The sequence below is a fragment of the Candidatus Sulfotelmatobacter sp. genome, from assembly GCA_035498555.1.
Taxonomy (GTDB): domain Bacteria; phylum Eisenbacteria; class RBG-16-71-46; order RBG-16-71-46; family RBG-16-71-46; genus DATKAB01.
The window spans coordinates 19535-32122 of the sequence record DATKAB010000185.1 but is presented as its reverse complement, the minus strand read 5'-3'; the positions used below and the strand labels follow the sequence as shown (position 1 = coordinate 32122).

Sequence of the window (12588 nt, the reverse complement as noted above, 5' to 3'; positions counted from 1 at the left end):
GCTGGTGATGGGGGATTTCCACGGCTGGGAGGACGACCGGTTCAACCTGGTCTTCATGGGGATGGGCGAGCCGCTCGCCAACTACGCGCCGGTGATGGAGGCGATCCGCATCCTCCACGATCCGCTCGGCATGAATCTCGGGGCGCGGCGCATCACGGTCTCGACCAGCGGGCTGGTGCCGCAGATCCGCTCGCTCGCCGAAGAGGGCCTGCGCCTCGGCCTCGCCGTGTCGCTGCACGCCACGACCGACGAGCTGCGCAATCAGCTGGTGCCGGTCAATCGGCGTTGGCCGCTGGCGGAGCTGCTGGCCGCCGCGCGCGAGTACGGCCTCGGGACCGGGCGGCGCGTCACGCTCGAGTACACGTTGATCGCCGGGATCAACGATCGAGACGAGGATGCCGATCGCCTGAGTGCGATCGCCCGCGATCTGCCGAGCAAGGTGAATTTGATCCCCTACAATCCGGTGCCGGGTCTGATCTATCAGCGCCCGAGCCCCGAATCGGTCGAACGATTCGCGCGCCGCCTCTATCCGCGCGCGCCGGCGGTCATGATTCGCAACACATTGGGTGGAGAGATCTGGGCCGCCTGCGGTCAGCTCGGGGGACTGAGTCCCAGGGCCTGATCGGTGACTCTTCGCGCCCGGCTGCTGATCGCGCTCCTCGCGCTGGCGCTGATTCCCACCGCGGTGTTCACGGCGTTCACGCTCGATCAGCTCGGGCGGGCGACCGAGCACTGGGTGCGCCCGGGCGTGAGCCGGGCGCTGGATTCCGGCGTCGAGGTTTCGAAGGCGACGCTCGCGCGCCTCGACGCGGTCGCGATCTCCCAGGCCGACGCGTGGGCGGCCGAATGGAACGCGGCCGGCCCCGCCGGCCTCCAGCGGGCCGGCCTGCGCGAGCGCGTTGCCCGCTCGGGATTCGATTTCATGCAGGTCTACCGGCGCAGCGCGAACGCGTGGCGGCTCGACGAGCAGATCGTTCCGCCCGGGATCGTCGACGTGGCGCGTCCGGACTTCTCTGCGGTGATGCCGGAATCGCTGGTGCTGCCCGACGTGATCCACGGCGAGCAGGGAGCGCTCGCCGCCGCGGCGCCCGCCGGCTCCGACGTCGCGATCGCGCTCGGGTGGTGGATGGCGCCGGATTTCTTCAAACAGGGCGAGGCGGTCGCCGAGGGCGCCGCGCACTACCAGCAGCTCGGCGTGGTGGTGGCGCTCCAGCGCAAGTACACGTGGCTGTTGGTCGCGGGGCTCGGGCTTGCGCTGGTGATCGTGGCGCTGGTGCTGTCATCCGCACTGGCGCGCGAGATGTCGCGCCCGATCGGCGAGCTGTCAGCGGCCCTCGAGCGCATTGCGGCGGACGATCTGAGCGTGCGGGTCTCGCCCTCGGGGGCGCGCGAGCTGCGCCTGCTCGGCGAGTCGTTCAACACCATGGCTGAGCGGCTCGCGGACGCGCGCGAGGCGCTGCAGCACGCCGAGCGCGAGGCGGCGTGGCGCGAGGTCGCGCAATACGTGGCGCACGAGATCAAGGGCATGCTCACGCCGCTCGGCGCGCGCCTCGAGACCCTGCGGCATTCGCTGGCTTCCGGACCGGCGGCGGAGGCCGACGCGCGGCGCGAGGAGTTCGCGGCGATGGAGCGCAGCCTCGAAGACCTCGCCCGGCTGGCGCAGCAGTTCTCTCAGTACGCGCGGCTGCCGAAGCCGAAGCTCGAGGATGTCGATCTGGCCGCGCTGGCCTGCAGCGTCGCCGAAGGTCGGGGCGCGAGCGCCTCGGTCACCGGAACCGGGCCGCTTGCGGTCCGGGCGGATCGCATGCTCATCTCCCGGGCGCTCGACAATCTGGTGCTCAACGCACGCGAAGCGAGTCCGCCGGGCTCGCCGGTCGAGGTGCGAGTCGGTCCCGAGAACGGGGAGGCGATGGTGGAGGTGCTCGACCGCGGGCCCGGTTTGCCCGCCGGACTGCGCGGCCGATTGTTCGAGCCGTTCGTGAGCACCAAGCGGCGCGGCAGTGGACTTGGGCTCGCGCTGGTGCGCGCGATCGTGCAGGAGCATGGCGGGCGGATCGCGCTCGAGGATCGCGAGGGCGGTGGCGCCCGTGCGCGCGTGATGCTGCCGCTGGCGGGCTGAGCGCGGCTCGAGACTCGCAGCACGCGCGACGCCGTCACGACAGGGAGGGCGGGGACTCGATGGCCGACGATCGGCGGGACCTTCTGTTCGTGGACGACGACGAACGCATTCGCGAAGCGCTGCGCCCCGCGCTCGAGCGCCAGGGATTTCGCGTGACCGAGGCCTCGAGCGCCGAGCAGGCGCTCGAGCTGATCGAAGAGCGGCGCTTCGACTCCATCCTGCTCGACATCCGCCTCGACGGCATGTCGGGGCTCGACGCGCTCACGCTGTTCCGCGAGCGCGCGCCCGAGACCGGGGTGGTCATGCTGTCGGGAGACGCGACCGCCTCCGACGGCGCGACCGCGATCCTTCGCGGCGCGGTCGACTTCATCGAGAAACCGGTGGTGGGTGAGGAGAAACACGAGCATCTCTATCGCGCCCTCGAGACCGCCTCGCGCGTGAGCAGGGTGAGGCGCTCGGTGGCTCCGCCCCGCGATGCCGAGGCGGGCGGCGAACTCCGCATCCTCGGCGAGAGTCCCGCGATTCGCGCGCTGATCGAGAGCATCCGCAAGATCGCGCCGTCGCAGGCGCGCGTGCTGATCCACGGCGAGAACGGCTCGGGCAAGGAGCTGGTGGCGGCGGCCATCCACGCGCTCTCGAAGCGCGCGGGCGGGCCGCTGGTCAAGATCAACTGCGCCGCGATCCCGAAGGACCTGGTGGAGAGCGAACTGTTCGGCTACGAAAAGGGCGCGTTCACCGGGGCCATGCAGAGCAAGAAGGGACGCTTCGAGCAGGCCGACGGCGGAAGCCTGTTCCTCGACGAGATCGGCGAGCTGTCGGCCGAGGCGCAGGCCAAGCTGTTGCGGGCGATCGAGAGCGGCGAGATCGAGCACGTCGGCGGCACGCGCCCCGTGCGCTGCGACGTGCGGGTGATCTCGGCGACCAATCGCGATCTCTCCAGTGCGATCGAGAGCGGCGAGTTTCGGCAGGATCTCTACTTCCGTCTGAACGTGCTGCCGATTCGCGTGCCGGCGCTCCGCGAGCGCCCCGGCGACGTGGGGCTGCTCGCGCGTCATTTCCTCGAGCGGTTCTGCGTCGCCGAGGGACGGCGCGTGAAGACGCTCTCCCCCGCGAGTCTCCAGCTGCTCGAGAACTATTCGTGGCCCGGCAACGTCCGCGAGCTTCGCAATCTCATGGAGCGCGCCGCGATCCTGGTCGAGCCCGACGTGATCGAGCCCGAGGCGCTGGTGGTGTGGCTGGAGAGTACTCCGGGCGCCGACGAAGCGGTGGGGCTGCGCGGCGAGATCGAGCGCCGCGAGGCCGAGGCGGTGCGGAAGGCGCTCGAGGCGGCCGGCGGCAACGTCACGCAGGCCGCGACCGCGCTCGGCATCGACCGCACCAACCTCCACCGCAAGCTTCGGAAATACGGCATTCAAAGGCGCTAGGCTCCGCTTCGGAGCGCCCCGGAGGGCCGGCGCGGAATCGCGCGTGCTCGCGGGGCGTCTCCAGACGGAGCCCGGCCGCGGCCCGCCCACGACAGCGCGTGGCACGACCGCGACAGGCCCGGACTGCCGGCGCCGCGCGACCGGCGCAGCGAGCGGCCGGAATGCGGCTTGCCTAATTGGACCCGTGGTCCCAACTTGCGCCTGCATCTCCCTGGTTGTGAGGCGCAGATTGTTGATGGGGGGAATCGGGCCGCTAACTCCTTGAAAATTCGATCCGGTTTCTCCGAATTCCGGTCCGCGGGAGGCCAGCAACATTCTTCGCCGCACAACCCAATTGCCTGAGGAGGCACGCGTGTCCCTGCTCGTCGCGCTGGCGGCCCTGACCCTCGGCTCGCCAGCGTCCGCGCTGCCGGCATCCGCGCCTCCGCGGGTGGATCGCGCGTTCGAGGCGGGGCCACCGGCTTCGCCCGCGCCGGCCGCGGCCTACGACTCGCTCCGCGCTCCGCCGATCGGCCCCGCCGACCAACCGCTTCGCTTCGAGATGGTGCCGGTCGAGCTCACCAGCAGCAACGTGTGGCTCCGCGCTCCGTTCGGCGACAATCTCCTCACCGCCCCCGAGCAATGGCGCGACGAGCGCTCGCGCGCCGAGCGCATGAAGCTGCGCTTCGACTACAACCGCGTGGACGAAGTGCGCGCCGGGCTGTCGGTGGAGCTTCAGCGCCCTTACACCATGGCGCCGCGGTTGGGCGCGATGTACGAGTACGCGTTCTCGCGCGATCGCGCGCTGTACGGCGTCCAGCTCGAGCAGCCGTTGCTGCCGCCGGGACGATTGGCGTTGGGCGCCTCGATCACGCGGCGCACCGACCACAGCGAGCTGCAGCAGGTCGACAATCTCGAGAACACGCTGGCGCTGCTGCTCGGCCGCCAGGACTATCGCGACTACTTTGAGCGCGAAGGCTACGGCGTCTACCTGTCGTGGCGCGTGCCCGATTTCTCGACGGTCAGTCTCCACTGGCGCAGCGACGAGTACCGATCGCTCGAGAAGCAGCCCAGCGTCTATTCGATGTTCGCGCGCGACAAGGAGCTGCGCGACAACCCGCCGATCGACGATGGCACTCAGCACGCGATGCTGATCCGGCTCGAACGGCTGGCGCGGAATTCGTACCGGACGCGTGCCGGGCTCTACCACTGGATCGAGCTGGCCGACGCGGGAGGCGGACTCGGCGGCGACTTCACCTATACGCGCGTACTCGCCGACGTTCGCAGCGTGCTCCGGCTCTCTCCCGCCACCACGCTCAACCTGCGCGGTGTCTTCGGCACCACGCCCTCAGGCACGCTGCCGCGCCAGTCCGAGTTCACCGCCGGGGGTGTGGACGGATTACGCGCCCATTCCTTCTCGCAGTACCGCGGCAATCAGATGGCGATGGCGCAGGCCGAGTACGACGTCGGCCTGTGGCACGTGCGTTCCGGCTGGATGACCGGCGGCCTCCACGCCATCGGCTTCCTCGACCTGGGACGCGCCTGGCAGAACTCGGATCACGCCTGGGACCTCTCGCGCCAGCATGTGGCGGTGGACGGCGGGATCGGTTTCGCCACCGCCGAGGACGGCCTGCGCGTCTACTTCGCCAAGAACCTGCAGGAATCGGGATCTCCGTTCGTGACCAGCTTTCGACTGCAGAGACCCTTCTAGCGGCAACCGATGTCCGCGCTCCCCTCCCCGACCGCGCCCCGACGCCGCTCCCCGCCGCGCCTGCTCGTGGCGATCGCGCCGCTCCTGCTCGCCGCGCTCGATGCCGGGCCCTCGCTGGCGCTCGATCTGGCGGTCGACGCCCCGCGGATTCGCAGCGACACGGTGTGGGTGGACGTGCGCATCTCGAACCCCTTCTCGTCGCGCGTTCAGGAAAGCCTGCTGCGCGGCATGCCCGCCACGCTCCAACTGCACTCCGAGCTCTGGCGCCGGCGCACGATGTGGTTCGCGCGCGTCGAGGACAATTTCGACGCCGAGCTGCGTATCCGCTTCGATGTGTCGAGCCACTCGTTCTTCATCGAGCGGCGCGGGGCCGCGCCGATCTCGATGGGGACGCTCGATTCATTGTCCACGGCGCTGGCGCAGCCGCTGGCGCTGCCGGTCGGCCGACTGCACGAGGATGGTTCGGGCGGCCGGCACTTCGTGGTGGTGACGGCGACGCTCAAGCCGCTGTCGGTGGAGGACGTCGCCGAGGTGGAGAGCTGGCTTTCCGGCGAGGTCGAGACTCAGCGGCACTCGGGTTTCGGATTGATCACGCAGGTGCCGGCGTCGCTGTTCGATGCGGTGCGCAACCTGGCGGGATTCGGCGACGATCGGGTGCGGGCGATCACCGAGGACTTCACGCTGCCGGAGCTGCAAGGCGACCACTAGACGGCGCTCGCTCGCGGGCGCAGGGTTGCTCGCGCGCGCCCCGTTCAGCGCAGCCAGGCGAAGCGCTGGGTGGCGGCGGAGCCACGCACGCGGGCCAGCACCAGGCACGGACCCACCGCCCGTCCACGCTGATCGGTCCCATTCCAGCTCCACTGCACCTCGTTGCCGAGGCTCAGGGGCATCAGCGAGGCGAGCCGGCGTCCGCTGACGTCGAACAAGTCGAGCGGCGCGGGAGCGCTCCCGGCCATCGACAACTGGACCGCGCCACGCGCGGGATTGGCCCCGATCACGCGGAGTCCGTGCGCCGGATCATCGGTGGTCAGCGACAGGAAGAACCCGGGGAGGCCGCTCACCGCGGCCGGTGCTTCGAGCTGTGCGTTCTCGATCGAACCCGAATAATTGGCGAGCGAACCGCCGAACAACGAACGGAAATCCTCGGCGAAGATCTCGTGCGGGCGATCGGCATGCGGCGCACCGGCGTTGAACAGAGCGACGTTCTCGATGCCGCGGTCCTCGCGGTACTGGCTCCAGCGCGGATCCGAATCCGGGAACCACTGGTACTGGACGACGTGCCCCAGCTCGTGCGCCAGCTCGGCGTGCTGGTGCTCGCGCGACAGCGGCGTGACGCCCGGCGAGAGCAGGATCAGACCCGGGCCGGCCGCCGAGCTCAGCTCGGCGCGTCGCGGGTAGGGCAGGATGAAGATGTCGGCGTCGAGGCCGTCGAGCGGGAAGCGGATCTCGGCGAGCGCCTCGCGAACCTCGCCGGCGTCGAACGGATGGAACGCACCGTCGCCGGGATTGCTGACCGCGGGATCGGAAGTCGAGCGGATCAACTCGAATCGTCCGCCGCCCGGGACTTGCAGCCACAGGACCCCGTTCGCGTCGGTGGCGCAGAACTGCTCGAGCGTCTCCGTGGCGTCATGGATCTGGATGCCGTTGACATGCGCCGAGCCGGCGACCTCGTTGGCCAGTGCCAGCGAGCCCGGAACCAGGCCGGTCATCGCGATTGCCGCGATCAGGATCGGATGGTGAGGGCGCGTCCTCATGCCCATTCTGCAACGCGACGGACGTGCCATGGGCCGTCTGGCCCGGCATCCGTCGCGGTCCCGGGAACATGCGGCAAAAGCGCCATGTTTTCAATGAGTTAGCTGGGGGGCTCGGGCCCCTCGCGGGGGGGCCGGGCCCCTCGGACGCCGCTCGGCGCTCGGGAAATGGGTGGCTGCCCCCCGGCACACCGGCACGCCTGGGGCGAATTCCCCAACCGATCCGGAGCGAGTATCAGGCTCCGAGCGGGGGCGCCGCGCTCGCGGGCGGAGCCGCGACCGCGGGCGCGACGGATTCGGCCGGGAGCACGACCTCCACCGGCGTGACGCCGAACTTGGAGAGGATCACCGCTCCGGTCCCGATGATCGAGAGCGCGATTCCGAACAGGCTGCCCACGCACACCAGGAACAACGCGAGGGTGCGCGAAACCCCCGGCGGCCCGGCCAGCAGCGCGCCGGCCACGAAGAACAGGCTCACGAACAGCGTGCCCACCAGCAGCGCCATCATCATCGCGCCCTCGCCGAGTCGGCGGCGCAGGAGCTTGAGTCCGAGGCCGTAGATCCCGGCGTATTGACCGATCCAGACCATGATGATGAAGGCGAAGGGAAGCAGAGCGGCAACCGGTATTCCGATCACCGTGATGCAGAGAAGCGCCATGGTGATGAGGGCGAGCGGCAGCGAAGCGAGACCGAGCAGCAGCGAGGCCGCGGTCCGGCGCGACGCGGTGGCGGTGATGCGGAGCAAACGCCCCGGAATCACCAGCGACACGAGCCAGCCACCGAACAACGACGCCAGCCATAGAATGGCGACCATCAGCAGAATCGAAGGCAGCGCGGGAATCCCCGGAATCGGCGGCAGCACGCCGATATCGACGCTCTCTCCTCCGACGGTGGCCCCTTCGGCGCGGTCGATGACGCCGAGGATCGCCACCATGTCGCCGTCCACGATTGCGTGGGGGCCGAGCCGCACCGAGCCGCACACCGAAACCGTGTTGCCGGTCACGTGGCCGTCGATGCGCGACGAGCCGAAGATCGTCACCACGTCGCCGTCCACGCGCTGGCCCTCGGGCACCGCCACGTCCGAGAACACCCGCACCAGCGCGCCATCGTCGTCCACCATGACGTGCGGGCCCACCACCACCACCCGGCGCGACGCGCCGAGCGAATCGGCCGGCTCGACGGTGACGCTGCCCTTTCCCGCGTCGATCGAAACGCGAGTCCCGTGATCGACGGTGGTGACCGAAGTCGCCCGCGCGACCGGCGCGAGCAGCATCAGCACCGCGATTGCGAGACCCCCGAGCCGAACGCCCAAGAATCGCGAGCTCACGGGATCAGAATCCCAGCAGGCCCACATGCCCGACTCCCCGGTCCCGGCCCGCGCGGTTTGCGCGCAGCTCGCGCGGCCTCAGCCACCACAGCAGCAGTCCCGAGGCCAGCGTCGCCGTCAGCAGCACGACGTCCACGCCCGGACGCGCGAACAGCGTCCCCAGCGCCCGCACCACCGGCGCGATCCGGCCGAACAGGCCGTCTACGATGCCCCAGCCGCTCGCCAGCTGGACGGCGCCGAATGCGATCGCGTCGAGAACGAAGACCGCCGCCTCGGCGAGCCGATGGGAGGCGGCGGCGGCGAGCAGCGTGAGGATCGCGCGCGAGGTCGGCAGCAGCACCAGCAACGCGACTCCCGCCACCGATCCGGCGGTGGCCAGGCCATATCCCCAACCCAGCGCCCGCATCCAGCGCCGGCGGATGCGCGACGGGAGCACGCGATCGAGAATGCGCTCGGTGAGCGCCGGGCGCGGGCTCAGCAGCGCCAGCGAGGCGAGCATCGCGAACAGCCGTTGATAGAGCGCCAGCTCGGCCATGCACGGCGCACAGCCCTGCACGTGAACGCGCAATTCGCCGGCTTCGACCGGGGAGAGCTCGCCGTCGAGAAATGGCTGGAGGCGAACGGATTCAGGGCAGCGCATCACGATGATCCTTCTTGGAGCCGATCCTTGAGCAGGGCGCGAGCGCGGTGAATTCTTGCCTTGACGGTTCCGAGGGGCAGGTGGAGCGCTTCCGCGATTTCTTCATAGGACATGTCCTGCTGGTGTCGCAGCACGACGACGATTCGATAGTGTGGAGGCAGCGAATCGATCAGAGTCCTGGTGCGTCGTTCCTCTTCGGCGTGTGAAGTCAGCTCGTCGGGCTTGAGGCCCGGATCCTCGACATCGACGGATTGCTCTTCATCGGTTTCCGCGTCCCGGCGGACCAGTGAGACCGGCCGCACCTTGCGCCGGCGAAGCAGGTCGATGCAGAGCCGCGTGGTGATCGTGAACAACCAGGCTTCGAAGGAGCGGGACGGATCGTATCGGTCGAGCGCCCGGAACACACGCACGAAAGTTTCCTGCGTGATGTCCTCGGCGTCCTCGGCGCTTCGCAGCATCCGGAACGCCACCGTGTAGACAGGTTTCTGATAGTGCTCGACCAGCTCGCGGTACGCCCGCTCGTCTCCAGCCAGACACCGTTGAACGATTCCTGAATCGTCCTGATCCACGCCGGAGCCTTCAGCCACCTCTACGGTCGGCCAGGGGGGAAGGTTGCATGGACGGGCACGATAGGGAGGCCTTCACGAATGGGTCAAGACCCTGCGCCAAATGGGCTTGACGCGCCGGGACGCCCCCCGTAGCCTGCCGCGGCCATGATGTCCATTGCCGAACTCAAGGCTCGCGAAATCCTCGATTCGCGCGGCAATCCGACCCTCGAGGTCGAATGCCGTCTGTCCGGCGGCGCGTTCGGTCGCGCCGCGGTGCCCTCGGGGGCTTCGACCGGCGAGCACGAGGCGCTCGAGCTTCGCGACGGGGACGGACGGCGCTACGGCGGAAAGGGCGTGCTCAAGGCCGCCCGCAACGTCACCGAGAGCCTGGCCCCGCGCCTGCTCGGCAGGGACGCCCTGGATCAGCTCGGCGTCGATCGGACGATGATCGAACTCGACGGGACACCCACCAAGAGCCGGCTCGGCGCGAACGCGATCCTCGGAGTCTCGCTGGCGGTGGCCAAGGCCGCGGCGGCCGCGCTCGAGCTCCCGCTCTATCGGTACCTGGGCGGCGTGGATGCCGCGACGCTGCCGGTGCCGCTCATGAACGTGCTGAACGGCGGCAAGCACGCCGACAACAACGTGGACTTCCAGGAGTTCATGATCGTTCCGCTGGGCGCGCCGTCGTTCCGCGAAGCGCTGCGCTGGGGCGCCGAGGTGTTCCACGCGCTCGCCGGCGTGCTCAAGAAGCGCAAGCTCTCGACCTCGGTGGGCGACGAAGGCGGCTTCGCCCCCAATCTCGGATCCAACGAAGAGGCGCTGAAGGCGCTGATCGAGGCCATCGCCGCGGCCGGCTATCAGCCCGGAACGCAGGTGGCGCTGGCGCTCGATCCGGCGTCGAGCGAATTCTATCGCGATCAGAAGTACGTGCTCGCCGGCGAGGGCGGGCGCAAGCTCTCGAGCCTCGAGATGGTCGAGTTCTACGCCGGGCTCTGCGAGCGCTACCCGATCGTGAGCATCGAGGACGGGCTCGCCGAAGACGATTGGTCGGGCTGGAAGGCGCTGACCGATCGGATGGGCGGCCGCGTGCAGCTGGTGGGGGACGATCTGTTCGTGACCAATGTCGAGCGCCTCGGTCGCGGGATTCGCGAAGGCATCGCCAATTCGATCCTGGTCAAGGTGAATCAGATCGGCTCGCTCTCGGAGAGCCTGGCGGCGGTGAGCATGGCGCACCGGGCCGGCTATACTGCGGTGATCTCGCACCGCTCGGGCGAGACCGAGGACGTCACCATCGCCGACCTCGCGGTCGGCACCAACGCCGGCCAGATCAAGACCGGTTCGCTCTCCCGCTCCGACCGGGTGGCGAAGTACAATCAGCTCCTGCGCATCGAGGACGAACTCGGTGCGGGCGCGCGATATCCAGGAGGCGCGGCCTTTCGGGTGACGAAGTAGTCGGACCTCTTCATGAACGCCGCCAGGATGGCGGTGGCGCGAGGTCCGGGAGGACAGGGACGTCATGCAGGACATCGGCACGCGGCTCCGCCGCTACCGGCTCTCACGTTACGCACCGCCCGATGATCCCATTCGCCGCAAGCTCCGCTGGGGCTGGATCGCGCTCGCATTGTGGATGGTGTGGATCGGACTCCTGAGCGATCACAGTCTGTGGCGCATCTGGCGCCTCTCACGCGACAACGTCCGCGCCGAGTCGGATCTCCGCCGCACGCAGGAATCGGTGGCGCGGCTCGAGTCGCAGCTCGACAACCCCGAGACCAGCCGCGAGCAGGCCGAGCGCGTATTGCGCGAGCGTACCGGCATGGCGCGGCCCGGCGAAATCATCTACCGCATTCGCAGCGTCGCGAAGACCGACTCGGCGGAGCGCTAGTCGAGGCCGAGTCGCGGAGAATCAGCCGAGAACCAGGCGGATGGATCGAGGCGAGCGAGAGGCGTCCGCCAGGATACTTCGCGGCGCGGCTCGATCCGTTCGACGCGGCGATCGCCTGATTCGCTGCGACTCAGAAGCCGATGCACAGGGCGCCGCGCGCGCCCATCCCGGTGAGATCCAGGTCGAAGGGTTTGCCGTCGCTCGGATTCAGGAACGGTTGCTTGCTGGCGGAGTAATAGAGCGCGTTCATCCGTGAGCTGCGGTAGAAACCGTTCAAGACGACCGAGTAACGCAGCGCAAAGAACATGTGCACGCCGAATTCCGCGTACCAGCCCGGAGAGTCGCGCTGCGCGTTGGTGACGAACGTGCCGAAGATCGTCGTGGTGTTGTCGGTTCCGCTCTCGAAGGACTGGTAGGTCACGCGATTGGTGACCTGGCTCAAGAGTCCACCGCCGAGGAACGCGCGCGCCTGGAAGTCACCCTGGTTGTAGGGGGCGAAATAGTAGTCGCCACCCACGAAGATCGGCACCGACAGGATCTCGGCGCGGATGTGGATGTCCTGATGGATTGCCGGCAGGTACTCCTGCTCGGTCTGGTTCCGCAGCTGGCCGACCCCGGCGCGAAGCGCGAAACTCGGCTTCACGAAGAACCGGAGGCCGATGTCGTAGACGAACGAATAGGTGATGTGATCGAGGCCCTGGTTGCCGCGCGCCTCGAGGAACAGGTTGGTGTAGTCGAGCTGCTTGTTGAAGTTGTCGGCCTGGACCGTCGTGAATCCGCCGCCGAGCTCGAGGTTGAAGCGGTGGATGATGGCCGCGGCGTGGGCTGTGGAGACGGGAATGAGGGTTCCAAGGATGGCGGCCAGGGCCAGGGCCGCGCCAGTGTGGCGGCGAATCAATGAACTCCTCCCGCGATCGGGGTGGTTTCCTGGTCCGATGTTCCGCTCATCCCGGTTGGAAGCGGGCAGAATAACGACGGTTCGCGCCTCACGCAACCGGAACCGCACGGCGACTCGCGAGCCGCGGGCCGAGCACTTGACAGCGCGCGCGAGCCGTCACTAGAGTGCGCGCCACTGATGCGGGGTGGAGCAGCCTGGTAGCTCGTCGGGCTCATAACCCGAAGGTCGCTGGTTCAAATCCAGCCCCCGCTACCAATTTGGAGCCCCGGAGGCGCCGCGCGCTTCCGGGGCTCGATGCGTTTTTCGAGC

The 12588-nt window shown here is 68.9% G+C and carries 12 protein-coding genes and 1 tRNA gene; 8 read left to right on the top strand and 5 right to left on the bottom strand.

The features are described from left to right. The 5 genes from rlmN to VMJ70_14745 all read left to right on the top strand — a co-directional run. Positions 1-622: 23S rRNA (adenine(2503)-C(2))-methyltransferase RlmN (gene rlmN / locus VMJ70_14765; GenBank protein ID HTO92390.1), on the top strand; the 622-nt coding region annotated here is incomplete at its 5' end. Between the two features lie 3 nt (positions 623-625). After that, a complete protein-coding gene (locus tag VMJ70_14760; GenBank protein HTO92389.1) occupies positions 626-2119 on the top strand; it encodes an ATP-binding protein in 1494 nt (497 codons plus the stop codon). 59 nt (positions 2120-2178) lie between these two features. After that, positions 2179-3543 (top strand): sigma-54 dependent transcriptional regulator, encoded by a 1365-nt coding sequence (locus tag VMJ70_14755; GenBank protein HTO92388.1) that lies wholly within the window; start codon positions 2179-2181, stop codon positions 3541-3543. A 352-nt stretch (positions 3544-3895) separates the two neighbouring features. Then, positions 3896-5233, top strand: a complete 1338-nt coding sequence (locus tag VMJ70_14750) for a BamA/TamA family outer membrane protein (GenBank protein HTO92387.1) — start codon at positions 3896-3898, stop codon at positions 5231-5233. Positions 5234-5242: 9 nt separating this feature from the next. Further along, positions 5243-5941 (top strand): DUF4390 domain-containing protein, encoded by a 699-nt coding sequence (locus VMJ70_14745; GenBank protein HTO92386.1) that lies wholly within the window; start codon positions 5243-5245, stop codon positions 5939-5941. A 44-nt stretch (positions 5942-5985) separates the two neighbouring features. Here the strand turns inward: VMJ70_14745 and VMJ70_14740 are convergent, their stop codons facing one another. The 4 genes from VMJ70_14740 to VMJ70_14725 form a co-directional block, all read right to left on the bottom strand. Then, on the bottom strand, positions 5986-6987 hold the full coding sequence (locus tag VMJ70_14740; protein ID HTO92385.1) for a hypothetical protein: 1002 nt from the start codon (positions 6985-6987) through the stop codon (positions 5986-5988). A 232-nt stretch (positions 6988-7219) separates the two neighbouring features. Continuing rightward, the gene (locus VMJ70_14735) at positions 7220-8311 is read right to left on the bottom strand and encodes a hypothetical protein (GenBank protein HTO92384.1); all 1092 of its coding nucleotides are present in this window, start codon (positions 8309-8311) and stop codon (positions 7220-7222) included. A gap of 4 nt (positions 8312-8315) precedes the next feature. Beyond that, positions 8316-8951, bottom strand: coding sequence for a zf-HC2 domain-containing protein (locus tag VMJ70_14730; protein ID HTO92383.1), 636 nt, complete (start codon positions 8949-8951; stop codon positions 8316-8318). After that, complete coding sequence (locus VMJ70_14725) at positions 8951-9538, bottom strand: sigma-70 family RNA polymerase sigma factor (GenBank protein ID HTO92382.1); 588 nt, start codon at positions 9536-9538, stop codon at positions 8951-8953. The genes VMJ70_14730 and VMJ70_14725 overlap by 1 nt, the downstream gene beginning before the upstream one ends. Positions 9539-9664: 126 nt before the next feature. Here VMJ70_14725 and eno point away from each other — a divergent pair, with 126 nt between their 5' ends. Beyond that, positions 9665-10951 (top strand): phosphopyruvate hydratase, encoded by a 1287-nt coding sequence (gene eno / locus VMJ70_14720; GenBank protein HTO92381.1) that lies wholly within the window; start codon positions 9665-9667, stop codon positions 10949-10951. A 64-nt stretch (positions 10952-11015) separates the two neighbouring features. Beyond that, positions 11016-11381 carry a septum formation initiator family protein gene (locus tag VMJ70_14715; protein ID HTO92380.1) on the top strand — a complete coding sequence of 122 codons (366 nt, stop codon included), beginning with the start codon at positions 11016-11018 and terminating at the stop codon, positions 11379-11381. Between the two features lie 130 nt (positions 11382-11511). Here the strand turns inward: VMJ70_14715 and VMJ70_14710 are convergent, their stop codons facing one another. Continuing rightward, positions 11512-12279, bottom strand: a complete 768-nt coding sequence (locus VMJ70_14710) for a hypothetical protein (GenBank protein HTO92379.1) — start codon at positions 12277-12279, stop codon at positions 11512-11514. A 178-nt stretch (positions 12280-12457) separates the two neighbouring features. Between VMJ70_14710 and VMJ70_14705 the strand changes: the two genes are divergently transcribed. Next, a tRNA-Met gene (locus VMJ70_14705) sits at positions 12458-12534 on the top strand. The last annotated feature ends 54 nt before the right edge of the window (positions 12535-12588 follow it).

Bases quoted from the DNA above. Each gene is read 5' to 3' on its own strand.
- VMJ70_14730 (HTO92383.1), bottom strand. From the start codon at position 8,951: ATGCGCTGCCCTGAATCCGTTCGCCTCCAGCCATTTCTCGACGGCGAG.
- VMJ70_14745 (HTO92386.1), top strand. From the start codon at position 5,243: ATGTCCGCGCTCCCCTCCCCGACCGCGCCCCGACGCCGCTCCCCGCCG.
- VMJ70_14755 (HTO92388.1), top strand. From the start codon at position 2,179: ATGGCCGACGATCGGCGGGACCTTCTGTTCGTGGACGACGACGAACGC.
- VMJ70_14740 (HTO92385.1), bottom strand. From the start codon at position 6,987: ATGAGGACGCGCCCTCACCATCCGATCCTGATCGCGGCAATCGCGATG.
- eno (HTO92381.1), top strand. From the start codon at position 9,665: ATGATGTCCATTGCCGAACTCAAGGCTCGCGAAATCCTCGATTCGCGC.
- VMJ70_14715 (HTO92380.1), top strand. From the start codon at position 11,016: ATGCAGGACATCGGCACGCGGCTCCGCCGCTACCGGCTCTCACGTTAC.